We start from the raw sequence: 25251 nt of genomic DNA, 5'->3' as shown, positions 1-25251 counted from the left end.
GTCGCCCCACGGGGATAGTGTCGCGTCCGTGAACGCCCTACCCGTACGGGTTCTCGTCGTCGAGGACGACGAGGTGATCCGGGAACTCATCCGCCTCAACCTCGAATTGGAGGGGTTCGAGGTCTTCACCGCGGTCGATGGGCAGGACTGCCTCGACCGGGTCGGGTACATCGACCCCCACATCGTCACCCTCGACGTCATGATGCCGCGCGTCGACGGCTGGACCGCGGTCGAGCGCCTGCGCGCGGACCGGGCCCGGCGCGACTGCCGCATCGTCCTGGTGACGGCCCGGGCACAGGAGGACGACCGGCTGCGGGGCGAGCATCTCGGCGTCGACGCCTACGTCACCAAGCCCTTCGACCCCGACGCCCTGGTCGACCTCATCCGCGACCTCGTCGGCGGAGGCGGGGAAGCGCCGTGACCCCCTGGCTGCTCGAATCCCTGGTGCGCCGGGCCGCCGCCGAGGCGCTCTCCCTGGAACCCGGCGACATCCCCCTGGTGTGGCCGCGCGGCACCGGTGCCGCCGACGGAGCCGACGCGGCGAGCGCGCTGCCGCCGAGGCTGGCCCACCTGGCGGGGGAACGCGGCCGCGGGCCGGAACCCGGCATGAGGGCGGCGGAGCGGATCGCGGCCCGCCTGGGCGCGATGCGTGAGGAAGGCCGGGTCGACTCGGTGGCGGCCGTCGCTGACGCGCGCGGGTTCGTCAGCGCCGTGTTCACCGCCGAGCAGCGCGCCGCGCTGCTCGCCGCCGCCGCCGACGGTCCCCGCTTCCTCACCGGACGCCCCTGGGACGGGGCGGGCCGGTGGCCGCTCTCCCCCCTGCACGAGGCCGGACCGGTGGCCCAGGCGCGCCGCCTGGCCAGGGCGGACGCCCGGCTGCGGCTCACCGCGGCCGTGGACGGACCGGCCCCGCCGCCCGGTCCCGGGGACGCCGAGGTCCTCTGGCGCGACCCCTACCTCGACGGCGCGGCCGTGGAGCCGCCCACCCCCGCCACGCGCGTGCTCGGGACGATCGGGGAGGCCGCCGCCCGGATCGCGTTCTGCCGCTCGGTCCCCGAACGCCCCAGGGAGACCGAGACCACCGGCAACGGCCTGCCCGTGCTGCCCTCCGCTGAGCACCCCGGCGCGTGGGTGCGGCTGACCGACGACAACCCCGCCTTCCTGCTGCGCAGGGTCCACGCGCACGCGGTGAGCCGGGTCCGCTGGAGGGCGGAGGGGGCGCCCGCCCGCAGCGCCTGCGCCGGGCACGCCGCCGCGGTGCGGGGGCTGCTGTTCGACGGGACCAGCGCGGTGGACGCCGCCGCGCGCCGAGAGGAACCCCATATCCTGGTCAGATACCTGGAAGCACTGGCCCGTGCCTACGATGAGTGGTGGTCCTGTCCCGCAGCCGGAACCGACCCGGCGGAGGACGCCCCGGACCCGGCGCTGCCAGCCGCCGTCGCCGGGACCCTCCGCACCGGGCTCTTCCTGCTCGGCGTGTCGGCACCCACGAGGCTGTAGACATCCGGGCCGCCCGCGCACGGGCGGTGCCGACCCCCGCGCCACAGCGGTGACGGGCAGGCCAGCCCCAGTACAAGCCGTATCCCAGTCGAAAGTCCGCCATGAGCCGCTACGCCCACCCCGCCGGATCCCGCCACGCGGAGATCCTGCCCGAGGACAACCCGCCGATGCCCCCCGAGGACCTCAACGCCCTCGACCCGCGGGTGTGGCCCGCCACCGCGCGCCGCGACGGCGGTGAGGTCAGCGTCGGCGGTATCGGTGTGCGCGAACTCGCCGCCGCCCACGGGACGCCGCTCTTCGTCATGGACGAGGAGGACTTCCGCAGGCGCGCCCGTGACTTCAGCCAGGCCTTTGCCGACGCCGACGTCTACTACGCGGGCAAGGCACTGCTGAACAAGGCCGTCGCCCGCTGGGTGGTCGAGGAAGGGCTCAAGCTCGACGTGTGCTCCGGCGGCGAGCTCGCGGTCGCCCTGGCGGCGGGCGTCCCGGTGGAGCGCATCGGCATGCACGGCAACAACAAGTCCGAGCGGGAGCTGCACCGCGCGGTCGAGGCCGGTGTCGGGCGGATCATCATCGACTCCTTCGACGAGATCGAGCGGCTGGAGGCCGTAGCGGCCGGGCTCGACCGCCGTCCCAGGGTGCTCATCCGGGTCACCACCGGGGTGGAGGCCCATACCCACGAGTTCGTCGCCACCGCGCACGATGACCAGAAGTTCGGCTTCGCGCTGAGCACGGGTGCCGCCGGCGGAGCCGTCCGCGCGGTGCTCGACGCGCCCCATCTGGAGCTGGTCGGCCTGCACTCGCACATCGGCTCGCAGATCTTCGACACCTCCGGCTTCGAGGTCGCCGCCCGCCGGGTGGCCCGCTTCCTCAGTGGGATCCACCAGGAGCTGGGGGTCACCCTCGACGAACTCGACCTCGGTGGCGGCCTGGGCATCGCCTACACCTCCGGGGACGACCCGCTGGACACCAAGAGCATCGCCGAGAGCCTCACCGCCATCGTGCGCCGCGAGTGCGAGGAGGGCGGTCTGCCCATGCCCCGCATCGCCGTCGAACCCGGGCGCGCCATCGCCGGTCCGGCCGGGATCACCCTCTACGAGGTGGGTACGGTCAAGGACGTCGAGGGCATCCGCACCTATGTGAGCGTCGACGGCGGCATGAGCGACAACATCCGCACCGCGCTCTATGGGTCCGAGTACACCAGCCAGATGGTCTCCCGGGAGAGCGGTGCCGAGCCGATGCTCTCCCGCCTGGTCGGCAAGCACTGCGAGAGCGGTGACATCATCGTGCACGACCTCTACCTGCCGGCCGACCTGAGGCCGGGCGACCTGGTGGCGGTCGCCGCCACCGGCGCCTACTGCTACTCCATGGCGAGCAACTACAACCACCTGCCCCGCCCCGCCATGGTGGCGGTCCGGGAGGGGCGGGCGAGGACCATCGTCCGCAGGGAGACGGAGGAGGACCTCCTGCGTCTGGACGTAGGCTGAACCGGCGCTGGGCACAGGCGCACCGTGTGGTGGTAGGAGACGAGAGAACTGGAGTCGGGCCCCAATGGCGATGAAGGTGGCGCTGCTCGGATGCGGCGTGGTGGGTGCGGAGGCCGTCCGCCTGATCGAGGAGCAGTCTGATGAGCTGGCCGCGCGGCTGGGCACGCCGATCGAGATCGGCGGGATCGCCGTGCGGCGCATGGAACGGGACCGCGGTGTCGATCCGGCGCTGCTGACCACCGACGCCATGTCCCTGGTGACCCGGCCCGACATCGACGTCGTGGTGGAGGTGATCGGCGGGATCGAACCGGCCCGCTCGCTCATCCTCGCCGCGATCAAGGCCGGCAAGTCCGTGGTGACCGCGAACAAGGCGCTGCTGGCGGAGGACGGCCAGACGCTGCACGCCGCGGCCCGCGAGGCCGGGGTGGACCTGTACTACGAGGCCTCCGTGGCGGGGACGATCCCGCTGCTGCGTCCGCTGCGCGACTCGCTGGCGGGCGACCGCGTCAACCGGGTGCTGGGCATCGTCAACGGCACGACCAACTACGTCTTGGACCGTATGGACTCCCTGGGCTCGGGGTTCACCGAGTCCCTGGAGGAGGCCCAGGCGCTGGGGTACGCGGAGGCCGACCCCACCGCCGATGTGGAGGGCTTCGACGCCGCCGCGAAGGCGGCGATCCTGGCCCGGCTGGCGTTCCACACGCAGCGCGTCACCGCGGCCGACGTGCACCGCGAGGGGATCACCTCGGTGTCGGCGGCCGACATCGCCAGCGCGCGCGACATGGGCTGTGTGGTCAAGCTCCTGGCGATCTGCCAGCGTTCGCAGGACGGGGCCTCGGTGGGGGTGCGCGTCCACCCGGTGATGCTGCCGGTCGAACACCCGCTGGCCGGGGTCAAGGAGGCCTACAACGCGGTCTTCGTGGAGGCCGAGTCGGCCGGGCGGCTGATGTTCTACGGAGCTGGCGCCGGGGGCACCCCCACCGCCAGCGCGGTCCTGGGCGACGTGGTCGCCGTGGCGCGCAACCGCCTCGCGGGCACCTTCGTGGCCGAGGGGGCGCACGACACCGGTCTGCCGGTGCATGACATGGGTCACACCATCACCAGCTACCATGTCGCTCTGGACGTGGCCGACCGGCCCGGCGTGCTCTCGAAGGTGGCCGAGGTCTTCGCCGACCACGGGGTGTCCATCAAGAACGTGCGCCAGGAGGGCAGCGGCGAGGACGCCCAGCTCGTGCTGGTCAGCCATCCGGCGCCGGACGCCGCGCTGAGCAGCACGGTCGAACGGCTGCGCGAGCACGAGCTGGTCCGCGAGGTCGCCAGCGTCATGCGCGTGGAGACCTTCGCCGACTGACCCGCCCCGGACGGTCGCCGCACCCCGACCGCGGGCCCGTGATACGGCCGACCCCGGCCGGGGCCCTAGACTCGCACCAGGTGGGGCGGTCGACCGCCCGCCCATCCGCGCGTCAAGCGAAATCGCATTCACCCGAAAAGGACACACTCGTGAGCATGGCACGGGCGTGGCGAGGGGTCGTCGAGGAGTACCGCGACCGCCTCCCCGTCAACGAGAACACCCCGGTCGTCACCCTCCAGGAGGGGGGGACCCCCCTGCTCCCGGCCACGCGCGTGTCCGAGCTGACGGGCTGCGAGGTCTTCCTCAAGGTCGAGGGGCTCAACCCCACGGGCTCCTTCAAGGACCGGGGGATGACCATGGCCATCACCAAGGCGGCCGAGGACGGTGCCAAGGCCGTCATCTGCGCCTCCACCGGCAACACCAGCGCCAGCGCCGCCGCCTACGCCATCCGCGCGGGCATGGCCTGCGCGGTGCTGGTGCCCCAGGGCAAGATCGCCATGGGCAAGCTCGCCCAGGCACTGGTGCACGGCGCCCGCCTGCTCCAGGTGGACGGCAACTTCGACGACTGCCTCGAACTCGCCCGCAAGCTCAGCGTCGACTACCCGGTCGCCCTGGTGAACTCGGTCAACCCGTACCGCCTCCAGGGGCAGAAGACCGCGGCCTTCGAGATCGTGGACGCCCTCGGCGACGCCCCCGACATCCACTGCGTCCCGGTGGGCAACGCGGGCAACATCACCGCCTACTGGATGGGCTACACCGAGTACGCCAAAGACGGGATCTCCACCCGTTCCCCGCGCATGTTCGGCTTCCAGGCCAGCGGCGCGGCGCCGATCGTCGACGGTGCCCCCGTCACCGGGCCGAGCACGATCGCCACGGCCATCCGCATCGGGAACCCGGCCTCCTGGAAGTTCGCCGAGCAGGCCAGGGACGACTCCGGCGGCCTCATCGACAAGGTGACCGACCGCCAGATCATGGCCGCCTACCGGCTCCTGGCCGCGGAGGAGGGCGTGTTCGTCGAACTCGCCTCCGCCGCCAGCGTCGCCGGTCTCCTCCAGGCCGCCGAGGCCGGACTCGTGGAGCGCGGCAGCCGTGTGGTCTGCACCGTCACCGGCAACGGACTCAAGGACCCGGACTGGGCCCTGGCCGGGGCCGCCGCGGCCACCACGGTCCCGGTCGACGCCCGCGCCGCGGCCCAGGCCCTGGACCTGGCCTGACCCCCGTTGGACTAGGAAGAGCGCCATGACCCCACAGCGCCCCTCGCGGGTGTCCGTCCGGGCACCCGCGACCAGCGCCAACCTCGGCCCGGGCTATGACGCCCTCGGGCTCGCGGTAGGGCTGTACAACCGGTTCGACGTCGCCGTGCGCGACGACGGCCGGGTCCGTGTTGAGGTCGGCGGGCAGGGCGCTGGGGAGGTGCCCCTCGACGGGCGCCACCTCGTCGTGCGCGCCCTGCGCGAGGCGTTCGAACGCGCCGGGGAGCGGCCGCCCGGCCTCGACTTGTCGTGTGAGAACGGCGTGCCGCACGCCCGTGGCCTCGGATCGTCCTCCTCGGCGATCGTCGGCGGTGTGGCGGCGGCCGCCGCCCTGCTGGGGCGGACCGGGCCCGACGGCGGTCCGGACCGGGACTGGATCTACCGGATCGCCGCGGACGTCGAGGGCCACCCGGACAACGTGGCACCCTGCGTGTACGGCGGCTACACCGTCGCCTACCGGGACTCCGAAGGGTGGGGGGCCCTCTCCCTCGCCCCGGATCCGAGGATCCTGCCGGTGCTGTGCGTTCCCGGCTGGCGCCTGTCCACCGAACGCGCGCGGGGGCTGATCCCGGACACGGTCCCCCATGCCGACGCGGCCTTCGGTGCCGGACGCGCCGCCCTCCTGACGGCGGCGGTGTGCGGACGCCCGGAGGCCCTGTACCCGGCGACGGAGGACCGGCTGCACCAGCCCTACCGGGAGGCCGCGATGCCCCGGACCCTGGACCTGGTCGGCCGGTTGCGCGACGCGGGCCTGCCCGCCGTCGTCTCTGGCGCCGGACCCACGGTGCTCGTGTTCTGCACGGTGAAGGAGGGGCACGCGGATACCGATTCACCGGAAATCCTGCGGCACATTGATTTGATCCGCCGTAGTGCGGGTAATGATTGGGACGTACGCCCCTTGCAGATCGAGCCGGCGGGGGTGCGGACCCCATCTCCCCATTCGTAGCACCTGTGTTGAGGAATAGCCGTGGCCTCCGGTGATGTTAGGCTAGGTGAAGCACCAGGCGCCCCGCCCGCGGGGCGAGTGTTCATCCGCCACAGCGGCCTCCGTGAACGTTCGTTCCGGCCGTCGGTCCCACGACCGTCCGGAAGCGGTGGTCGATGTGTCGATTCCGCGGATCTCCCGCGACTGTGCCCACGTCACCGAAGCCAACCCCTCCCCGGATGAGCGGGTACCGCGGTTGACGGGCATCACCACCAAGCCATCCGTCCTGACGTCTGGCTGTACTCAGCACGCCGCGATCGGGTGGGGGGCCGTCGAGCCGTCGGTTTCCAACATCCACGTGGGGCACGCCCTACCCGGCCCTGCCGGTTCGCAACACCGGGCCGGCCGTCACAGCACCCGCTGACGGCCGAAGCCCGCTCCTTGGGAAGGACCCTTAGTGAGCGACACCACCGATCTCCACACGGACGCGGCGGTCGACAGCGCAACCACCACCGGCGCCTCCGGAACGGAGGCCGACGGCTCGCCGCCTTCGGAGGCACCGCCGTCGTCGCGGTCCCGAGCGGCCGCGCGCGGGACCGGGCTCGCCGCCCAGAGGCTGCCCGAGCTGCAAAAGCTCGCGTCGAGCATGGGCATCACCGGCACGGGGCGCATGCGCAAGAGCGACGTGATCGCCGCGATCGAAGCGAAGCAGGGCGGCCCCGTCGAGGGGCCGGTGCGGGCCAAAACGGCGAAGAAAGCCGAAGCGGAGCCGACAACAGGTAAGGTCGGGTCCACCGGCGGTCCGGACCAGACCACAACCCCCGCGGGCTCGGACGCCGGTGACTCCGCACGGACGGGCGCGGGTGAGCGACCGTCGAACCAGGCCGTGGCCGAATCCCAGGGTGGCCGGGGCGACAAGCAGCCGGCCCAGAACCGCCGTTCGTCCCGCAAGCGCGGTGACGACTCCGGTGACCAGCCCCGATCGGTGGACGGCACCGACCCTTCTACCTCCGCGAGCAGCGTGACCAAGACATCGAGTACCTCCCAGAAGAACGGCTCCGATAACTCTGAGGACCGTGATCACAGGTCCGGGCAGGGTCGAGAGCGCCAGCGCAACCGTCGCAACCGCAGCCGCGGCGGCGACGACCAGAACACGGGCGGCAGCGCCCAGCAGGGCGGTGGCGGCCAGAGCCAGGGCCGCGGCGGTGGCGGTGGCGGTGACGACGACTTCGGCGGCGGCCGCCGCAGAGGCCGCCGCCGGGACCGCCGGGACCGCCGGGGTCGCGGCGGCGGCCAGGAGCAGGAGCCGGTGATCGGCGACGACGACGTCCTGCTGCCGGTCGCGGGCATCCTCGACATCCTGGACAACTACGCCTTCGTGCGCACCACCGGCTACCTGCCCGGGTCGAGCGACGTGTACGTCTCCCTCGCCCAGGTGCGCAAGCACGGGCTGCGCAAGGGCGACCACATCGTCGGCGCGGTCCGCCAGCCCAAGGACGGCGAGCGCAGGGAGAAGTTCAACGCCCTGGTGCGCCTGGACTCGGTCAACGGGATGTCCCCTGACCAGGCCAAGGGCCGCCAGGAGTTCTCCAAGCTGGTTCCGCTCTACCCCCAGGAGCGGCTGCGCCTGGAGACCGAGTCGAACGTGCTCACCACGCGCATCATCGACCTCGTCGCCCCCATCGGCAAGGGCCAGCGCGGGCTCATCGTCTCACCGCCCAAGGCGGGCAAGACGATGGTGATGCAGGCGATCGCCAACGCCATCACCGAGAACAACCCCGAGTGCTACCTGATGGTGATCCTGGTCGACGAGCGGCCCGAGGAAGTCACCGACATGCAGCGCACGGTCAAGGGCGAGGTCATCCACTCCACCTTCGACCGCCCTGCCGAGGACCACACGGTCGTCGCCGACCTGGCGATCGAACGGGCCAAGCGCCTGGTGGAGATGGGTATGGACGTCGTCGTCCTCCTGGACTCGATCACCCGCCTGGGCCGCGCCTACAACCTGGCCGCCCCGGCCAGCGGGCGCATCATGTCCGGTGGCGTGGACTCCACCGCGCTGTACCCGCCCAAGCGCTTCTTCGGCGCCGCGCGCAACATCGAGGGCGGCGGATCGCTCACCATCCTGGCGACCGCGCTCGTGGAGACCGGTTCACGCGCCGACGAGGTGATCTTCGAGGAGTTCAAGGGCACCGGCAACATGGAGCTCAAGCTCAGCCGGGGCCTGGCGGACAAGCGGATCTTCCCAGCGGTCGACGTGGACGCCTCCAGCACCCGCAAGGAGGAGATCCTGATGTCGGCCGAGGAGCTGAACATCGTCTGGAAGCTCCGCCGGGTGCTGCACGCCCTCGACACCCAGCAGGCCATCGAACTGCTCCTGGACAAGATGAAGGAGTCCAAGAGCAACGCCGAGTTCCTGCTCCAGGTGCAGAAGACCACCTGACACCGGGAGCCTGCCGTGTGAACGCGTCCCCCGCCCGGGCGGGGGACGCGTGCTCTCCGGGTGAGGGGCCGGAACAGCACTGGTCCCGGCAGCGTTGTGAGTCTGGCAAACTGGTAGGGGAGCGGCCTGCCCGTCAGACGACGGAGCCCGCCGCCCACCACCTGGATCCACGCGGCACCGGTTCGCGCACGGCCCCCCTTCCGCATCCGCGGGCGGGTCTGCGTCCGGCGGCCGCCTTCACGAGGAGACACACATGAAGGCCGAAATCCACCCCGAGTACGTGCCGACCGAGGTGACCTGCACCTGCGGTGCCCAGTTCGTGACGCGGAGCACCATCACCTCGGGCAAGCTGCGCGCCGACGTGTGCTCCGCGTGCCACCCGTTCTACACCGGCAAGCAGAAGATCCTCGACACCGGTGGCCGGGTCGCCCGTTTCGAGAAGCGCTTCGGCAAGCGCAAGTAGCGCCGTCCGTCGCCCTGTGGTGCCGGCACGCGCGGGTCGACACCACAGGGGCGCATCGCGGACCAGGACCGCAGGAGCGAGGCAACCGATCGAGACGGGGACGTGGCACACGTGAAGCTGGACGACCTTCTGGGGGAGTACTACGAGCTGGAACAGCAGCTCGCCGACCCCGAGGTGCACGCTGACCAGAACAGGGCGCGGACGCTCGGCAAGCGCTACTCACAGCTCACCCCGATCATCGAGGCCTACCGCTCCCTCAAGGGGGTCGAGAACGACATCGGCGCCGCCCGCGAGCTGGCCGCCGAGGACCCCGCCTTCGCCGAGGAGGCCGACCGCCTGACACGGGACGCCGAGGCCCTCACCGAGCGGCTGCGCGTCCTGCTCGTCCCCCGCGACGCCGCCGACGACAAGAACCTCATCATGGAGGTCAAGGCAGGCGAGGGCGGCGAGGAGTCGGCCTTGTTCGCCGGCGACCTGGTCCGGATGTACCTGCGCTACGCCGAGCGGCAGGGGTGGAGGACCGAGGTCATCAGCTCCACGCACTCGGACCTGGGCGGGTACAAGGACATCACCATCGCCTTCAAGAACAAGGGCACCCCCGAGCCCGGTGCGGGCGTGTGGCCGCTGCTCAAGTTCGAGGGCGGTGTGCACCGGGTCCAGCGGGTGCCCGTCACCGAGTCCCAGGGCCGGATCCACACCTCCGCCGCAGGCGTCCTGGTGGTCCCCGAGGCCGAGGAGATCGAGGTCGACATCCAGGAGAAGGACCTGCGTGTCGACGTCTACCGCTCCTCCGGGCCCGGCGGCCAGAGCGTCAACACCACCGACTCCGCGGTCCGCATCACCCACCTGCCGACCGGTATCGTGGCCTCCTGCCAGAACGAGAAGAGCCAGCTCCAGAACAAGGAGCAGGCCATGCGCATCCTGCGGGCCCGCATCTACGCCGAGGCCCAGGCCAGCGCCGACGCCGAGGCCGCGGCCGAGCGCAAGAGCCAGGTTCGCACTGTGGACCGCTCCGAGCGCGTGCGCACCTACAACTTCCCGGAGAACCGCATCTCCGACCACAGGGTCGGCTACAAGGCCTACAACCTGGACCAGGTCCTGGACGGCGAACTGGACGGGGTCGTCAAGGCCCTGGTGGACGCCGACACCGAGGAGAGGCTCGAAGCCGCGCAGTCGTCGTAAAGGACGCCCGACAAACGATGAACTTCCTACTCGACGAGGTGGCCCGCGCGACGCTGAGGCTCGCTGAGGCGGGTGTGGCGTCGCCCCGCGCGGACGCGGAGGAGCTCGCCGCGTCCGTGCACGGCGTCCGTCGGGGGGAGCTGCACACCGTGCACGACGGCGATTTCGACGCCCGCTACTGGGAGTGCGTCGCCCGGCGCGAGGCACGCGAACCGCTCCAGCACATCACCGGCCGCGCCTACTTCCGCTACCTGGAACTCCAGGTCGGCCCGGGGGTGTTCATCCCCCGCCCGGAGACCGAGATCATGGTCGACTGGGCGATCCAGACCCTGCGGGCGATGGACGTCGCCGACCCACTCGTCGTCGACCTGGGCACCGGATCGGGGGCGATCGCCATCTCCATCGCCCAGGAGGTGCCGCGCTCCCGGGTGCACACTGTCGAACTCGACCCCGTCGCCCTGGACTGGGCTCGGCGCAACATCGAGGCCAGCGGCCACTCCGGCCGGGTCACCCCCCACGCCGGCGACATGCGCACCGCGCTCCCCGAACTCGACGGCCGCGTCGACCTGCTGATCAGCAACCCGCCCTACGTACCCATCCGCGAGGCTGCGGTGATCCCGCCCGAGGTGCGCGACTACGACCCGGCGCCGGCACTGTGGTCCGGCGACGACGGCCTCGACATGATCCGCTCCCTGGAGGCGGTCGGCCGCCGCCTGCTGCGCCCGGGCGGCGCGATGGCGGTCGAGCACCACGACGGCCAGGGGATCGATATCCCGTGGCTGTTCCCCGAGGACCTCGGGTGGCGCGACGTCCTCAACCGCAAGGACATGGCCCGGCGCGACCGCTTCGTCGTCATGCGCCGGGCCGAACCGGACGACTGAACCGCCCCCACTGCCGAACGTTTGATGAGAGGTGAACGCTGGTGAGCCGCACCTACGACTGCGCGGACGAGACCGCTCGCAGAGACGGGATCGCCGACGCCGCGTCGGCGGTGCGCCGGGGCGATCTCGTGGTGCTCCCGACGGACACCGTCTACGGGATCGGCACCGACGCCTTCAGCCCCACCGCCGTCGCGGGCCTGCTCGCGGCCAAGGGCCGGGGCCGGGAGAAGCCCCCTCCGGTCCTGGTCGGATCGGTGCGGGCCGCCATGGCGCTCATCGAGGACCTGGGCAACTTCGGCCGGGACCTCATGGACGAGTTCTGGCCGGGGCCGCTCACCCTGGTGTGCACCGCCACCCCCAGCCTCTCCTGGGACCTGGGCGACACCAAGGGCACCGTTGCGGTGCGCATGCCGATGGACCCGGTCGCCCTGGAACTGCTCAAGGAGGTCGGTCCGATGGCGGTGAGCAGTGCCAACAGGACCGACCGCCCTGCCGCCACGCGTGTGGAGGAGGCGGTCGAGCAGCTCGGCGAGGAGGCCGTGGCCGTCTACCTCGACGGCGGTGAGTGCGAGGACCCGGTCCCCTCCACCATCGTGGACCTGACCTACACGGTGCCGCGCGTCCTGAGGCTGGGTGCGGTCTCGATGGACCAACTGCGCGGGGTGTGCGGCACGGTCATCGGCGAGATGCGCAGGGGCCGTCCCGCGTCGCAGGCCGGTGACGCGGCTCCGGAGCCCGCACAGGAGCGGGAGGAGTCGGTGCCGCCGGAGGCGGACCGGCGGGAGGCGGAGCCCTCCGAGAAGGCGGAGCCGACCCGGGACGGCGACCGCTCCGACAAGTAGAGGGGTCCGGCCGTGCGGGAGTACGCGCTCACCTTCGTCATCGCCGCGGCGGTGACCTATCTGCTCGTGCCGCTGGTGCGGCGCGCGGCGATCCGGTTCGGGGCCACGCCCCCCGTCCGTGACCGCGACGTGCACACCGAGCCCATCCCGCGCCTGGGCGGGCTGGCCATCTACGGCGGGTTCGCGGCGGCGCTGCTGATCTCCGCGCAGCTTCCCCACCTGCAGAACGTGTTCGTCGCCGACACCTGGCAGGGGCTGCTCCTGGCGGGCGGGCTCATCACGCTCATCGGTGTGATCGACGACCGCTGGGGGATGGACGCCCTCAGCAAGCTCGCGGGCCAGGTGGCCGCCGCGGGCATCCTCGTCTCTAACGGCGTGCAGCTTCTGTGGCTGCCGCTGCCGGGCACCCAGCTCTCGCTGGGGCCGTGGCTGGGGGCGATGATCTCCATCCTGCTCATCGTCGTCACGATCAACGCGGTGAACTTCGCCGACGGGCTGGACGGCCTGGCAGCGGGGATCGTGGCCATCTCGTCTCTGGCCTTCTTCGCCTACTACTACGTGGTGGCGGTGGAGGAGGGGTTCGTGCGCCAGTCCTATCCGGCGATGATCGCGATCATCCTGGCGGGCACGTGCGTGGGCTTCCTCTGTCACAACTTCCACCCGGCCCGGGTGTTCATGGGCGACACCGGGTCGATGCTGCTGGGCCTGCTGCTCACCTCGATCACCATCACGGTGACCGGACAGTTCGACGCCAACACCGCGCGTGAGGAGTTCAACTCCTCGGGCCTGGTGGTGTTCCTGCCGATCCTGCTGCCGCTGCTGGTGATCGCCCTGCCCTTGGCGGACCTGGTCCTGGCGGTGCTGCGGCGTACCCTGGCGGGTCGCTCGCCCTTCTCCCCCGACCGCGGACACCTGCACCACCGGCTGCTGGACATGGGGCACAGCCACGTTCGCGCGGTCCTGCTCATGTACCTGTGGGCCGGGATCGTGGCGTTCGCCTCGGTGTCGCTGTCGATCTTCGGGTCGGCGGCGATGGTGTTGTCCATCACGGCGCTAGTCGCGGTGTGTGCGGTGGGTCTCATCGCCCTGCCCCGGCTGCGCCGCCGTGGGCTGCTCCCCTGGGGGCTCGGAAAGGCCGCGAAGCGGCCCGGACATCACCATTCGGTATCTGATGAGTGAACCAGGCGTCACGCGACGGTGCCCGCGTTCCGAAAAGCCGGCCGCGGACCGGTGCCGGTCGGACATGTGGTGGTCTGGCCGAGACGACAAAGCACCGCGAAGCCGACGCCGGGGGACGCTTCGCGGCGCGTTAAGGGTCCGTTAAGGAACCCCGGCATCCAGCACCGAAAACCTTGTGATAGCTTTCACGAGCAGGATCCCACCGAACCCCACGGAGCTTCGTCATGCAGGAACACGACGCCCGGATTCTCCGAGGCGCCGCGCTTCCGACGGCCGTCGTCGGCGTGGTCGCGTTGATCGTCGGCTTCGCTCTGGCCGGAACCCAGGGACTCTTCGGCGCACTCTTCGGGCTGACACTGGTCATCGGTGCGTTCGCCGCCTCGGCGTTCGTCATCTCCTGGACCGGCGGTCGGCGCCCGGAGCTGCTGCTGCCCGTGGCGTTCCTGGTCTACACGACCAAGCTCGGCATTCTGCTGGCCATCCTCCTCCTGTTCAAGGGCACCACGGCCCTGGACACGGACGTCTTCGGATGGACGGCGCTCGCCTGCGTCATCGTGTGGCTCGGGGCCCAGGCCGTGGCCGTCAAGCGGAGCAAGCAGCCGACCATCGTCCCCGAGGGCGAGGCCGACGAGACCGCTGCCGCGGCCACCGGTGGACACCGGTGAGCCCACGGATACGGGGCGGCGTGCGGAGCCTGTCGACCTACTGCTATCTTCCGGAGCGAGATGAGAGAGAACCGCGACGGCGGCGACACGCGGGTGTCGAACGCCAACGGGACCACGCTCGTCTCGTATCTGCTGGGAGGCATGGCCTTCTGGGGCGGCATCGGCTGGGTCGCCGACCGGGCACTGGGGTTCTCCGCCCTGTTCCTGCCCGTGGGTCTGATCGTCGGTTTCGCCGGCGCCGTGTACCTCATCTACGCCCAGCACGTCCGGTCCTGACCGAACATCGAGGTGCGTCTGCCTGCGCTGAACGCGGGAGCGTACCGATCACAACCCTGAGGATTGAGTTGCGTCACGACGAAAGGGAACGCCGTGAGTGCTGACGTGAACGTCGTCGCGGCGTCCGAGCCAGGCTGCCACATTTTCAACGACTTCGGGTGCGGTTTCGAGGCCCCGGGGCCGAGCCTGTTCTTCCCCGAGCCGTGGGTCGATTTCGGACTCGCCGGGACCTACGGCCTGAGCAAGTACATCCTGCTGCTGGCCGTCGCCCTGCTCATCGCGGCGGGCTTCTGGTTCTTCACCACGCGCAAGGCCAAGGTCGTCCCGAGCCGGGGCCAGAGCATGGCCGAGATGCTGGTCGAGTTCCTGCGCGGCCAGGTCACCCGGAACGCCATCGGCAAGGAGGGGGACAGGTACCTCCCCCTGATGGTCGCCCTGTTCCTGTTCATCTTCTGTATGAACATCATGGGACTCATCCCGGGCCTCCAACTGCCGGTCACCTCCCACCTGGCCTTCCCCGCGGTGCTGGCGATCTTCGTCTTCGTCCTGTGGAACGTCATCGGCATCCGCCGCCACGGCGTGGGCGGCCACTTCAAGGCCCGCCTGGTCCCCGGCGGCGTCCCTGGGTGGATCCTCCCGATCGTCGTACCGATCGAGGCGCTGTCGAACTTCGTCATCCGCCCGGCCACGCACATGATCCGTCTGTTCGCGACCATGTTCGCCGGGCACCTGCTGCTCGCACTGTTCGCGGCCGCCGGATTCTACATGTTCAACCCCACCTCCCCGATGGGCCCGCTCTTCGGCGCCATCTCGGTGGGCTACTCCGGAATCGCCCTGCTCGGCTTCCTGGTGTTCACGCTCTTCGAGCTGTTCATCATGGCGGTGCAGGCCTACGTCTTCGTCCTCCTGTCCTCCATCTACATCGGTGAGGCCCTGGAGGGCGCGCACTAGGAGCGCGGCCCCCGTGCCCGCTCCATAGCGCACCCCGTACCCCGTCCGGTTCGCATACGTCAGTCCGGCGTCAGCCATGGTCGCCGGCGTGTAGTAAAGGGAAAATCAGTATGGACATCACCGGTAGCCTCAACACCATCGGTTACGGCCTCGCCGCCATCGGCCCCGGCATCGGCGTCGGTCTCGTCTTCGGCCTGGGCGTCCAGGCGATCGCCCGCCAGCCCGAGGCCCGCGGCGTCCTCCAGGGCCAGATGATCTTCGGCTTCGCCGTCATCGAGGCCCTCGCCATCCTGGGCTTCGTCCTCGCCTTCGCGGTTTAAGCGACTCGGCAACTCAACGCGAAGGGGATGCCAACCGTGATTTTGGCAGCTGAAGAGTACAACGTCCTCAGCATCCACTGGGACGAGTTCGTTTTCGGTTCCATCGCCTTCCTGCTCATCCTCGGCGTCGTCTACAAGATGTGGCCGAGGCTGACGAAGGCGCTCGACGAGCGTGCCGACAAGATCGAGGGCGGCATCGCTCGCGCCGAGAAGGCCGAGGCGGAGGCGGCGGAGATCCGCCAGCAGTACAAGGAGAAGCTCGAGGAGGCGCACCGCGAGTACGCCCAGGAGCTGGAGAAGGCCAAGGAGCAGAAGGCGGCCATCATCGCCGAAGCTCGCGAGGAGGCCCAGGTCGAGGCGCGCCGGATCATCGACTCCGCGCACGCCCAGATCGAGGCCGACCGGCAGCAGGCCGTCGTTCAGCTCCGCGCGGAGATCGGTGCCCTGTCCACCGAGCTCGCGTCTCGCATCGTCGGTGAGACCCTCACCGACGGTGCCGCGCAGACCCGCGTGGTCGACCGGTTCCTGGAGGAGCTGGAGCGGTCCGAGGGTTCGACGCAGGCCGAGGTGCGCTGATGCGTGGTACCAGCCGCACCTCCCTGGCAGAGGTCACCCGGCGCCTGGACTCCAACGTCCTGGCGTCGGTGGACGCCCGCGGCGCCCTCGCGCTGGGCGGCGAGCTCTTCGAGGTCGTCGCCCTGCTCAGCGGCGAGCACTCGCTCCGCCGCTGGCTGGCGGACCAGTCCACCCCCGCCGAGAGCAAGACCGCGCTGGCCGGTCAGCTCCTGGAGCAGAGGGTGTCGCCGTCCGCGCTGATCGTTGTGGGCGACGTCCTCCAACAGGACTGGTCCTCCGCCCGCGACATGGTGGACGCCCTGGAGCGCATGGGGGTCTACGCGACCCTGGCCTCCGTCGCGGGCGGCCGCCTCGACGGGGTCGAGGACGAGCTGTTCCGCTTCCAGCGGATCGTCGCCGCCCAGCCGCAGCTGCGCGCCGCGCTCACCCGTGAGGGCGTGCCGGCCGCCACGCTGCGCTCGCTGCTCGACGACCTGCTGTCGGGCAAGGTCGACCCCGCCACGTCGGTCCTGGTCGGAGAGGCGGTCACCCGTCCCCGGGGACGTACCCTGGAACAGGCGCTCGACCACTTCGGCCAATTGGTCGCCGAGCGCGCCCAGCACTTCGTCGCCGTGGTCCGGGCCGCCCACCTCCCGAGCGAGGCCCAACAGGACCGCCTGCGGGCGGCGCTCAGCCGCAAGTACGGCCGCGACATCCACCTGAACATCGAGGTGGTCCCCGAACTCATCGGCGGACTCTCCGTCCAGGTGGGCGACGAGGTCATCGACGACACGATCGCCGGGCGCATCGCTGAGGTCAAGCGCCGCCTGGCCGGCTGAGACACGCCGACAACGCAAGGCAAGCACGCACGGCGCCGGCCCGGCGCCATTTGAGAGCAAGGACATACGTAGAGATGGCGGAGCTGACGATCCGGCCGGATGAGATCCGGGACGCGCTGCAGCGCTTCGTCCAGTCGTACGAGCCTGACGCCACCCGCGCTGAAGAGGTCGGTACCGTCACCTACTCCGGTGACGGCATCGCCCGCGTCGGTGGCCTTCCCTCGGCGATGGCGAACGAGCTGCTGAAGTTCGAGGACGGCACGCTGGGCATGGCCCAGAACCTCGAGATCGGTGAGATCGGTGTCGTGGTGCTGGGCGACTTCTCCGGCATCGAGGAGGGGCAGAAGGTGCGCCGCACCGGCCAGCTCCTCTCGGTGCCGGTGGGCGACGACTTCCTCGGCCGTGTGGTGGACCCCCTGGGTGCCCCCATCGACGGCAAGGGCGAGATCGAGTCGACCGACCGCCGCGAGCTGGAGCTGCAGGCCGCGACCGTGATGGAGCGCAAGCCCGTCCACGAGCCGCTGCAGACCGGTATCAAGGCGATCGACTCGATGACCCCGGTCGGCCGCGGCCAGCGCCAGCTGGTCATCGGCGACCGGCAGACCGGCAAGACCGCGGTCTGCGTCGACGCGATCATCAACCAGAAGGAGAACTGGGAGTCCGGCGACCCCGAGAAGCAGGTGCGCTGCATCTACGTCGCCGTCGGCCAGAAGGGTTCGACCATCGCCAGCGTGCGTGGCGCCCTCGAAGAGGCCGGCGCGATGGAGTACACCACCATCGTCGCCGCCCCCGCCTCCGACTCGGCGGGCTTCAAGTACCTCGCCCCCTACACCGGTTCGGCCCTGGGCCAGCACTGGATGTACCAGGGCAAGCACGTGCTCGTCGTCTTCGACGACCTGACCAAGCAGGCCGAGGCCTACCGTGCCGTCTCCCTGCTGCTGCGCCGCCCGCCGGGCCGCGAGGCCTACCCGGGTGACGTCTTCTACCTGCACTCCCGCCTCCTGGAGCGCTGCGCCAAGCTCTCCGACGAGCTGGGCGCCGGTTCGATGACCGCTCTGCCGATCATCGAGACCAAGGCGGGCGACGTCTCGGCCTACATCCCCACCAACGTCATCTCCATCACCGACGGCCAGGTGTTCCTGGAGTCCGACCTGTTCAACCAGGGACAGCGTCCGGCCATCGACGTCGGTGTGTCGGTCTCCCGTGTCGGCGGCTCGGCGCAGACCAAGGCGATGAAGAAGGTCTCCGGTACGCTCCGGCTCGGCCTGGCCCAGTACCGCGAGCTGGAGGCGTTCTCCGCGTTCGGCTCCGACCTGGACGCCGTCTCCAAGCAGCAGCTGGAGCGCGGTGCCCGCCTCATGGAGCTGCTCAAGCAGGGGCAGTACTCGCCCTTCTCCATGGAGAAGCAGGTCGTCTCCATCTGGATGGGCACGACCGGCCGGGTCGACGACGTGCCCACCGAGGACGTGCGCCGCTTCGAGGGCGACTTCCTGGAGCACCTCGACCGCGAGCACGAGGGCCTGCTGAAGACGATCCGCGAGACCGGCAAGTTCGAGAAGGAGACCGAGGAGTCCCTCTCCGCGGCTCTGGACAAGTTCAAGTCGGGCTTCCAGACCTCCGCCGGCACCCTGCTCGGCACCGAGGCCGAGGCCGAGGCGCTCGACAAGGACAAGGTCGGCCAGGAGACCATCAAGGTCGCCGAAGGCGGGAAGTAGCCCATGGGTGCACAGCTTCGCGTCTATCGCCGGAGGATCCGCTCGACGAAGTCGATGGCGAAGATCACCCGGGCGATGGAGCTCATCGCCACGACGCGCATCACCAAGGCGCAGCGGGCGTCTGAGGCTGCTGGGCCCTACGCGCGGGAGATCACGAGGGCCGTCGCGGCGCTGGCGGGACGGGTGGACAGCCACCCCCTGCTGGTCGACGCCGACCAGCCCAAGCGTGCGGCCATCCTGGTGATCACCAGTGACAAGGGCCTGGCGGGGGCCTTCTCGCCCAACGTCCTCAAGGAGACGGAGTCCCTCGCGGCCCGCCTGCGCGAGGACGGGCGCGAGGAGATCGTCACCTACGCCGTGGGCCGCAAGGGCGTGGCCTTCTACCGGTTCCGCGATCGCGCGATCGAGGACCAGTGGGAGGGCATCACCGAGCGCCCCACCTACGCCGACGCCCAGGCCATCGCCGACGTCCTCATGGAGCGCTTCGCCCAGGACACCTCCGAGGGCGGGGTCGACGAGATCCACGTGGTCTCCACCGAGTTCGTGTCCATGCTGACCCAGAGGGCGACCGCCACGCGGACGCTCCCGCTGTCGGTGTGGCCGGTTCCACCGGAGGAGCTCGCGGCCGAGTACGGCGACGAGCCGCTGCCGCTGTACGAGTTCGAACCCTCGGCGGAGGAGGCGTTGGACCGGCTGCTGCCGCAGTACGTGACCAACCGCATCTACTTCGCTCTCCTGGAGTCCGCCGCGTCCCAGTGGGCGTCCCGTCGCGCGGCCATGAAGGCCGCCACCGACAACGCCGAGGACCTCGTCAAGACCCTGACCCGCCTGGCCAACCAGGCGCGTCAGGCCGAGATCACCAACGAGATCAGTGAGATTGTCGGCGGTGCCGACGCGCTCGCTGCTGCCAGCGCGGGAAGTGAGTAACAAAAGTGACTGCGACTGTTGAAGAGACGGCTGGGGCTGGCACCGCCACCGGCCGTATCGCCCGGGTCACCGGCCCGGTCGTCGACGTGGAATTCCCCGTCGGCTCGATGCCCGCCATCTACAACGCCCTGCACACCGACGTCACCGTCGGCGGCACCACCAAGACCATCACCATGGAGGTCGCCCAGCACCTGGGGGACAACCTGGTCCGCGCCATCTCCCTGGCCCCGCAGGACGGCCTCGTCCGCGGTGCTGAGGTGCGCGACACCGGTGAGGCAATCAGCGTGCCCGTCGGCGACGTCGTCAAGGGCCACGTGTTCAACACCCTCGGCGAGTCCATGGACGTGCCGACCTCGGAGCTGGGCGTCACCGAGCGCTGGCCGATCCACCGCGAGGCCCCGGCCTTCGACCAGCTCGAGTCCAAGACCGAGATGATGGTCACGGGCATCAAGGTCATCGACCTGCTCACCCCGTACGTGCGCGGGGGGAAGATCGGTCTGTTCGGTGGTGCCGGTGTCGGCAAGACCGTGCTGATCCAGGAGATGATCACCCGTATCGCCCGCAACTTCGGTGGTGTGTCCGTGTTCGCCGGTGTCGGCGAGCGCACCCGTGAGGGGACGGACCTCTTCCTGGAGATGGACGAGATGGAGGTCCTCCAGGACACCGCGCTCGTCTTCGGCCAGATGGACGAGCCCCCGGGCACCCGTCTGCGCGTGGCGCTGTCCGCTCTGACGATGGCGGAGTACTTCCGTGACGTTCAGAAGCAGGACGTGCTCCTGTTCATCGACAACATCTTCCGTTTCACCCAGGCGGGGTCGGAGGTCTCCACGCTGCTGGGCCGTATGCCCTCCGCCGTGGGCTACCAGCCCAACCTGGCTGACGAGATGGGCCAGCTCCAGGAGCGGATCACCTCGACCCGCGGTCACTCGATCACCTCGATGCAGGCGATCTACGTCCCCGCGGACGACTACACCGACCCGGCGCCGGCGACCACGTTCGCCCACCTGGACGCGACGACCGAGCTCTCCCGCCCGATCTCGCAGAAGGGCATCTACCCGGCGGTGGACCCGCTGACCTCCACCTCCCGCATCCTCGACCCGCAGTACGTGGGCGAGGAGCACTACCAGGTGGCCCAGCGGGTCAAGGAGATCCTCCAGCGCAACAAGGACCTCCAGGACCAGATCGCCATTCTCGGTATGGACGAGCTGTCCGAAGAGGACAAGATCACCGTCAACCGCGCCCGCCGTATCGAGCGCTTCCTGTCGCAGAACATGTTCGTGGCGGAGAAGTTCACCAGCAACCCGGGTGTCTTCGTTCCGTTGGAGGAGACCATCGCCTCCTTCAAGGCGCTGTGCGACGGTGAGTACGACCACCTGCCCGAGCAGGCCTTCCTCGACGTCGGCAACATCCAGATGGCCGTCGAGAAGGCCGAGAAGCTGCAGGGCGAGTAAGACGGACGGTCGGCCCCGCCCCGGCGGGGCCGACCTGCCTGATTCCGCCCACGAGCCGAGGAGTTTGTGGCAGTGTCGAAGAAGCTGTTCGTCGAGATCGTCTCGCCCGAGCGTGAGGTTTGGGCCGGCGAGGGCGACATGGTCATCGCCAAGACCGTCGAGGGTGAGATCGGTATCCAGCCCGGTCACGTCCCGGTGCTGGCCCTGCTCGCGGAGGACGCCGTCGTCCGTGTCCTGGGGGCCCGGGAGACCGGTGAGGTGAAGGCGGCCGCGCACAGCGGGTTCGTCTCGGTCAGTGGTGAGGGACGCGTGTCGATCCTCGCCGAGACCGCCGAGCTGGCCGAGGACGTCGACGTGGACCGTGCGCGCAGAGCGCTGTCGGAGGCGGCCGAGGAGGGCGACAGTGACGCCCTGGGCCGTGCACGCAGCCGTCTGCGCGCGGTGGGCGAGGACGTCGCCTAACGCATCCGGCGGCCGACCGAGAGGTGGATATGGAGCGGCTGTACTCCGCGCAGGCGGGGATGGCCCCGTGGACGGGGACCGCCCCGTGGGTGGCCCTCGGCCTGCTCCTGGTCCTCGGGGCGGTGCTGTCGTGGATCGCGCTGCGCCGCTGGGTGCTCATCCGGCGGGGCGGCGCGGTGGAGTGCTACCTCCGGGTCCCGGGCAAGCGGGGTCCCCGGGGGGCCTGGCGGATCGGTTTCGCCAGGTACGGCACGCAGAGCCTCGCGTGGTTCCCGGTCTTCTCGCTCAGGCCGCGGCCGACGGCAAAGCTGTCGCGCCGCGGCCTTGCCGTTGTCGGCAGGCGTTCGCCCGACGGGTCCGACCGTGCCCACCTGCCGGGTGACGTGAGCGTCGTCCGCCTCGCCTGGAGCGACGTGGACGGCGGCGGGCCCTCCGAGGGTGCCGTGTACGAGATCGCGATGGGGGACAGCGCCCTCACCGGCTTCCTGTCCTGGATGGAGTCGATGCCGCCCGGGACACGGTGGGAGGCCTGAGTGTCGGTCTTCACAGCGGCGGTCACCGGTCCCTAGGGTGGGACCCATGATCGTCGCTTTCTCTGTGTCCCCGCTCGGTACCGGTGAGTCTGTCGCGCCCGCGGTCGCCCGCGCGGTGAGGGTGGTGCGCGAGAGCGGCCTGCCCAACGAGACCACCGCCATGTTCACCAGTGTCGAGGGCGAGTGGGACGAGGTGATGGACGTGGTCAAGCGCGCCGTGCAGGCCGCGGGTGAGGGTGCCCACCGGGTCAGTCTCACCTTGAAGGCGGACATCCGCGAAGGGATGACCGACGGCCTCACCTCGAAGGTGGAGCACTTGGAGCACGAACTCTCCGAATAGCCGGCGCTAACGCTCTCCGCCCGGCTTCCACAGCACCTCGTCCCCGTCCCCGGCGACGTGGCGGCCGAGGATGAACAGCAGGTCGGAGAGGCGGTTGAGGTAACGCGCGGTGAGCGGGTTGACAGTGTCGCCGTGTTCGCCGATCGCCGCCCACACGCTGCGCTCGGCCCTGCGCACCACGATGCGTGCGGTGTGTGCCAGCGCGACCGTGGGGGAGCCGCCGGGCAGGATGAAGCTGCGCAGGGTGGGCAGGTCGGCGTTGTAGGTGTCGCAGGCCTCCTCCAGCCGGGTGACGTACTCCGGCAGGATGCGTAGGGGCGGGAACTCCGGGTCCGGTACGACCGGTGTGGACAGGTCCGCGCCGAGGTCGAACAGTTCGTTCTGTACGCGCCGCAGGAGCGCGCGTACGTCGTCGGGGACCTCGCCCGTGGCCAGCATGAGGCCGATGGCGGCGTTGGCCTCCTCGGTGTCGGCGTAGGCCGCGAGCCGTGTGTCGTTCTTCCCGGTCCGGCTCATGTCGCCGAGAGCGGTGGTCCCGTCGTCCCCCGTGCGGGTGTAGATCCTCGACAGTACGACCGGTTCGTCCGTGTCCCGTTTGCTCATGGCACCAGCCTAGAGCGCGTTCCGTGCGGGACGGTGTCCACGGGCCGTGTCCGGGCTCAGCCGAGCGTGTTGTGACCGAGGATAACCGTTTGATCTCAGGGGGTTCATGTGCCCTGGGTCACTGGTAGCGTGTCGCACACGGGGAACTACTCAACGTGGTTTCCGTGCGGCGTCGGTCGCGCATCCGAGGCGGTTGGTGAGGGGGCCGCCCGGGTGCAGCGAGGGGGAGGCGCCGCGCGGGGCGGACGGCGTGGAACCGGGGGGTTCACGCCGTCCGCCCCGTCTGTCCGAAGGGGGCGTTTCGCTCCGTTTCTAGCGGAGCCACTCCTGGCCCAGCCGCGCGAACTCCGGTCCCGCGGCCCTGCGCAGCACACCGTTCACCGGGAGGGTGCTCTCGGCGAAGAACTCGATCCCGTGGGCGCCTGCGTCGGACAGCTCGTCCAGGGAGTCGCGGTTGACGTTGGCCAGGGTGTCCTCGGCGGTGTGGTAGTACGGGTCGAAGGTCTCGCCCGCGACCCCGCCGTACCACTCCGCCTGTTCCTCGGTCTTGACGCCGTCGGCACCGCTGAACAGGCCGCCGACCGGGATCCCCGCCTGGGCGAAGGGCGCGTAGTCGCTGCGGCCGCTCAGCACACCCGGTTCGCTGACCTGTCCCCGGTCCTCGAAGTACTCCGCGAAGACCTGGGCGATCGCCCCGGATCCGGAGGGTGCCTGCCCCGATCCGGGCAGCTCCATGCCGCCGTCCAGGACGAACCGGGCGTAGTTGTGGGAGCCGATCATGTCGAAGTTGAGGTACAGGGCGATGTCGTCGACCTGTTCGGCGCTCAGCCCCTCGACGTACTCGGTGGAGCCGACCAGGCCGCTCTCCTCGGTGCCCCAGAAGGCGAAGCGGACCTTGTTGTTCGGCTCGCCCTGCCGGGCCAACTGGATGGCGCTCTCCAGGAGGAAGGCGACACCGCTGCCGTTGTCGTTGGCGCCCGCCCCCTCCTCGACGCTGTCGAGGTGGCCGCCGGCCACCACGACGTTGTCACCGCTCCCGCCCTCGGTCTCGGCGATGACGTTGAAGGACTCGCGGGTCTCGGTGAGGGAGTCCACCATCACCCGCAGCTCCAGCCCCTCGCCCGCGGCGAGCAGCGGTGCGCCCGCGGCGCCGGAGACGCCGAGCACCGGGATCTCGGAGGGGGTGGACACGGTTCCCGAGAACACCTCGTCGGCACTGTTGACGACCAGGACGGCGGCGGCCCCGGCGTCGGCCGCGTTCTGGGTCTTCAGCGCGAAGGGGCAGGCACCGCGCACGGTGATCGCGATGGCTCCCTCGGGGAAGCCCGCGAAGTCCTCGGACGTGCAGCCGCTGTCACCGCTGTCGGCGTCCACAGCCACGGCCGGGGCGGTCACGTCGCCGGCTGCCGAGTAGGCCATGCTGATGTAATCGGTACCGACCTCGTAGTCGACCGGCCCGGAGCCGCTCCGGCTCAGGACCGCGTCGGAGAGCTCCTCCCAGGCCGTGTACTCGTAGGTGTCGCGGTAGGGCTCGTACCCGGCCCGCTCCAACTGGTTCTCCACGTACAGGGCGGCGACGTCGTAGCCGGGGGTGCCCGAGGCGCGGTTGCCGCCGTTGTAGCGGGCGATGGTGGCGAGGTTGGCCATGTGGCCCTCGATCCGCCGACCGGTCACCCGGTCCGGGAGCGACCTGTGGTGCCTGTCATGCCGCTCAGGCCATCCGGCGCGGTCGTGTGCGTGCTCGGGGGCGTTGCCCCGCGGGTCCGCTTGGGCCGGTGCCGCCAGGGCAAGGGAGGCGGCGGCCGTCAGGACGGCGGTGAGTACGGCCGCCGTGCGCCGTCCGGCGGGGAGGTCCTTCCGGCGCCGTCGGGCGCGGGGGTGGGTCGGATGCAACGGTGCTCCTCCGGTGCGGGGGCCGTCACGCCCTTGCGGGGGACGGACACCTCGGTGGGTGATGGGACCGTTGCCATCCGACACCGACGGAGCGCGCTCGACAAGTACCTCTACGTGAGATTGCCACAATCGGCCACAAAGCTGACAGAACACCCGTCGCTGTGATCTGATGCGCCCTCACACCCGCGGACCGCCGGGCAGGCGAAGGGAGAGGA

26 protein-coding genes are annotated in these 25251 nt (G+C 70.4%); 24 read left to right on the top strand and 2 right to left on the bottom strand.

The features are described from left to right. Positions 1–28 precede the first annotated feature (28 nt). The 24 genes from B042_RS0102020 to B042_RS0101905 all read left to right on the top strand — a co-directional run bounded on the left by B042_RS0102020 (position 29) and on the right by B042_RS0101905 (position 22540). On the top strand, positions 29–421 hold the full coding sequence (locus tag B042_RS0102020) for a response regulator (RefSeq protein WP_028646830.1): 393 nt from the start codon (positions 29–31) through the stop codon (positions 419–421). Beyond that, the gene (locus B042_RS0102015; protein WP_028646829.1) at positions 418–1500 is read left to right on the top strand and encodes a DALR anticodon-binding domain-containing protein; all 1083 of its coding nucleotides are present in this window, start codon (positions 418–420) and stop codon (positions 1498–1500) included. Before B042_RS0102020 ends, B042_RS0102015 begins: the two co-directional genes overlap by 4 nt. Before the next feature lie 101 nt (positions 1501–1601). Beyond that, entirely contained in the window at positions 1602–2987 is a 1386-nt protein-coding gene (lysA, locus tag B042_RS0102010) for a diaminopimelate decarboxylase (RefSeq protein WP_028646828.1), read from the top strand. A 64-nt stretch (positions 2988–3051) separates the two neighbouring features. Beyond that, the gene (locus B042_RS0102005; RefSeq protein ID WP_028646827.1) at positions 3052–4338 is read left to right on the top strand and encodes a homoserine dehydrogenase; all 1287 of its coding nucleotides are present in this window, start codon (positions 3052–3054) and stop codon (positions 4336–4338) included. A 155-nt stretch (positions 4339–4493) separates the two neighbouring features. Beyond that, positions 4494–5552: a threonine synthase gene (gene thrC, locus B042_RS0102000; RefSeq protein ID WP_197024152.1), complete on the top strand. Its 1059-nt coding sequence runs from the start codon at positions 4494–4496 to the stop codon at positions 5550–5552. A 25-nt stretch (positions 5553–5577) separates the two neighbouring features. Beyond that, positions 5578–6537: a homoserine kinase gene (thrB, locus tag B042_RS0101995; protein ID WP_081748547.1), complete on the top strand. Its 960-nt coding sequence runs from the start codon at positions 5578–5580 to the stop codon at positions 6535–6537. 436 nt (positions 6538–6973) lie between these two features. Next, a complete protein-coding gene (gene rho / locus B042_RS0101990) occupies positions 6974–8959 on the top strand; it encodes a transcription termination factor Rho (RefSeq protein ID WP_028646824.1) in 1986 nt (661 codons plus the stop codon). Between the two features lie 253 nt (positions 8960–9212). Next, positions 9213–9422, top strand: a complete 210-nt coding sequence (rpmE, locus tag B042_RS0101985) for a 50S ribosomal protein L31 (protein ID WP_028646823.1) — start codon at positions 9213–9215, stop codon at positions 9420–9422. Between the two features lie 111 nt (positions 9423–9533). Continuing rightward, positions 9534–10604, top strand: a complete 1071-nt coding sequence (prfA, locus tag B042_RS0101980; RefSeq protein ID WP_028646822.1) for a peptide chain release factor 1 — start codon at positions 9534–9536, stop codon at positions 10602–10604. Between the two features lie 17 nt (positions 10605–10621). Then, positions 10622–11485: a peptide chain release factor N(5)-glutamine methyltransferase gene (prmC, locus tag B042_RS0101975; RefSeq protein ID WP_028646821.1), complete on the top strand. Its 864-nt coding sequence runs from the start codon at positions 10622–10624 to the stop codon at positions 11483–11485. Positions 11486–11526: 41 nt separating this feature from the next. Beyond that, complete coding sequence (locus B042_RS0101970) at positions 11527–12327, top strand: L-threonylcarbamoyladenylate synthase (protein WP_028646820.1); 801 nt, start codon at positions 11527–11529, stop codon at positions 12325–12327. 12 nt (positions 12328–12339) lie between these two features. After that, entirely contained in the window at positions 12340–13506 is a 1167-nt protein-coding gene (locus B042_RS0101965; RefSeq protein WP_028646819.1) for a glycosyltransferase family 4 protein, read from the top strand. Positions 13507–13730: 224 nt separating this feature from the next. Continuing rightward, on the top strand, positions 13731–14171 hold the full coding sequence (locus B042_RS0101960) for a hypothetical protein (RefSeq protein WP_028646818.1): 441 nt from the start codon (positions 13731–13733) through the stop codon (positions 14169–14171). Between the two features lie 60 nt (positions 14172–14231). Next, a complete protein-coding gene (locus B042_RS0101955; protein ID WP_028646817.1) occupies positions 14232–14447 on the top strand; it encodes a hypothetical protein in 216 nt (71 codons plus the stop codon). A gap of 93 nt (positions 14448–14540) precedes the next feature. Beyond that, positions 14541–15398, top strand: a complete 858-nt coding sequence (atpB, locus tag B042_RS0101950) for a F0F1 ATP synthase subunit A (protein ID WP_028646816.1) — start codon at positions 14541–14543, stop codon at positions 15396–15398. A 110-nt stretch (positions 15399–15508) separates the two neighbouring features. After that, on the top strand, positions 15509–15718 hold the full coding sequence (gene atpE / locus B042_RS0101945) for an ATP synthase F0 subunit C (protein WP_028646815.1): 210 nt from the start codon (positions 15509–15511) through the stop codon (positions 15716–15718). A 27-nt stretch (positions 15719–15745) separates the two neighbouring features. Then, positions 15746–16294, top strand: coding sequence for a F0F1 ATP synthase subunit B (locus B042_RS0101940; RefSeq protein WP_036553669.1), 549 nt, complete (start codon positions 15746–15748; stop codon positions 16292–16294). Beyond that, positions 16294–17112 (top strand): F0F1 ATP synthase subunit delta, encoded by an 819-nt coding sequence (locus B042_RS0101935; RefSeq protein ID WP_028646813.1) that lies wholly within the window; start codon positions 16294–16296, stop codon positions 17110–17112. The genes B042_RS0101940 and B042_RS0101935 overlap by 1 nt, the downstream gene beginning before the upstream one ends. 74 nt (positions 17113–17186) lie before the next feature. Next, positions 17187–18827, top strand: a complete 1641-nt coding sequence (gene atpA / locus B042_RS0101930; RefSeq protein WP_028646812.1) for a F0F1 ATP synthase subunit alpha — start codon at positions 17187–17189, stop codon at positions 18825–18827. Between the two features lie 3 nt (positions 18828–18830). Next, positions 18831–19754 carry a F0F1 ATP synthase subunit gamma gene (locus B042_RS0101925; protein ID WP_028646811.1) on the top strand — a complete coding sequence of 308 codons (924 nt, stop codon included), beginning with the start codon at positions 18831–18833 and terminating at the stop codon, positions 19752–19754. A 5-nt stretch (positions 19755–19759) separates the two neighbouring features. Continuing rightward, positions 19760–21205 (top strand): F0F1 ATP synthase subunit beta, encoded by a 1446-nt coding sequence (gene atpD, locus B042_RS0101920; protein WP_028646810.1) that lies wholly within the window; start codon positions 19760–19762, stop codon positions 21203–21205. 72 nt (positions 21206–21277) lie between these two features. Further along, positions 21278–21667, top strand: coding sequence for a F0F1 ATP synthase subunit epsilon (locus B042_RS0101915; protein ID WP_028646809.1), 390 nt, complete (start codon positions 21278–21280; stop codon positions 21665–21667). A gap of 29 nt (positions 21668–21696) precedes the next feature. Next, the gene (locus tag B042_RS0101910; protein ID WP_051415403.1) at positions 21697–22200 is read left to right on the top strand and encodes a DUF2550 domain-containing protein; all 504 of its coding nucleotides are present in this window, start codon (positions 21697–21699) and stop codon (positions 22198–22200) included. 46 nt (positions 22201–22246) lie between these two features. Further along, positions 22247–22540 carry an MTH1187 family thiamine-binding protein gene (locus B042_RS0101905; RefSeq protein ID WP_036553663.1) on the top strand — a complete coding sequence of 98 codons (294 nt, stop codon included), beginning with the start codon at positions 22247–22249 and terminating at the stop codon, positions 22538–22540. Between the two features lie 6 nt (positions 22541–22546). On the opposite strand, the gene B042_RS0101900 is transcribed toward B042_RS0101905, so the two are convergent. Beyond that, on the bottom strand, positions 22547–23143 hold the full coding sequence (locus tag B042_RS0101900; RefSeq protein ID WP_028646806.1) for a cob(I)yrinic acid a,c-diamide adenosyltransferase: 597 nt from the start codon (positions 23141–23143) through the stop codon (positions 22547–22549). Between the two features lie 312 nt (positions 23144–23455). After that, complete coding sequence (locus B042_RS0101895; RefSeq protein ID WP_051415402.1) at positions 23456–25036, bottom strand: M20/M25/M40 family metallo-hydrolase; 1581 nt, start codon at positions 25034–25036, stop codon at positions 23456–23458. Positions 25037–25251: the final 215 nt, after the last annotated feature.

Origin of the sequence: Nocardiopsis sp. CNT312 (assembly GCF_000515115.1) — a bacterium.
Lineage (GTDB): Bacteria > Actinomycetota > Actinomycetes > Streptosporangiales > Streptosporangiaceae > Nocardiopsis.
This window is presented reverse-complemented; position numbering and strand designations above follow the sequence as displayed.

What these genes read in the sequence shown, in the direction of transcription:
- B042_RS0101900 (WP_028646806.1), bottom strand. Translation starts at nt 23,143, where the DNA reads ATGAGCAAACGGGACACGGACGAACCGGTCGTACTGTCGAGGATCTAC.
- thrB (WP_081748547.1), top strand. Translation starts at nt 5,578, where the DNA reads ATGACCCCACAGCGCCCCTCGCGGGTGTCCGTCCGGGCACCCGCGACC.
- B042_RS0101905 (WP_036553663.1), top strand. Translation starts at nt 22,247, where the DNA reads ATGATCGTCGCTTTCTCTGTGTCCCCGCTCGGTACCGGTGAGTCTGTC.
- B042_RS0101935 (WP_028646813.1), top strand. Translation starts at nt 16,294, where the DNA reads ATGCGTGGTACCAGCCGCACCTCCCTGGCAGAGGTCACCCGGCGCCTG.
- atpA (WP_028646812.1), top strand. Translation starts at nt 17,187, where the DNA reads ATGGCGGAGCTGACGATCCGGCCGGATGAGATCCGGGACGCGCTGCAG.
- B042_RS0102005 (WP_028646827.1), top strand. Translation starts at nt 3,052, where the DNA reads ATGGCGATGAAGGTGGCGCTGCTCGGATGCGGCGTGGTGGGTGCGGAG.
- thrC (WP_197024152.1), top strand. Translation starts at nt 4,494, where the DNA reads ATGGCACGGGCGTGGCGAGGGGTCGTCGAGGAGTACCGCGACCGCCTC.
- B042_RS0101940 (WP_036553669.1), top strand. Translation starts at nt 15,746, where the DNA reads ATGCCAACCGTGATTTTGGCAGCTGAAGAGTACAACGTCCTCAGCATC.
- atpE (WP_028646815.1), top strand. Translation starts at nt 15,509, where the DNA reads ATGGACATCACCGGTAGCCTCAACACCATCGGTTACGGCCTCGCCGCC.
- B042_RS0101955 (WP_028646817.1), top strand. Translation starts at nt 14,232, where the DNA reads ATGAGAGAGAACCGCGACGGCGGCGACACGCGGGTGTCGAACGCCAAC.
- lysA (WP_028646828.1), top strand. Translation starts at nt 1,602, where the DNA reads ATGAGCCGCTACGCCCACCCCGCCGGATCCCGCCACGCGGAGATCCTG.
- prmC (WP_028646821.1), top strand. Translation starts at nt 10,622, where the DNA reads ATGAACTTCCTACTCGACGAGGTGGCCCGCGCGACGCTGAGGCTCGCT.
- B042_RS0101925 (WP_028646811.1), top strand. Translation starts at nt 18,831, where the DNA reads ATGGGTGCACAGCTTCGCGTCTATCGCCGGAGGATCCGCTCGACGAAG.
- rpmE (WP_028646823.1), top strand. Translation starts at nt 9,213, where the DNA reads ATGAAGGCCGAAATCCACCCCGAGTACGTGCCGACCGAGGTGACCTGC.
- B042_RS0101910 (WP_051415403.1), top strand. Translation starts at nt 21,697, where the DNA reads ATGGAGCGGCTGTACTCCGCGCAGGCGGGGATGGCCCCGTGGACGGGG.
- B042_RS0101960 (WP_028646818.1), top strand. Translation starts at nt 13,731, where the DNA reads ATGCAGGAACACGACGCCCGGATTCTCCGAGGCGCCGCGCTTCCGACG.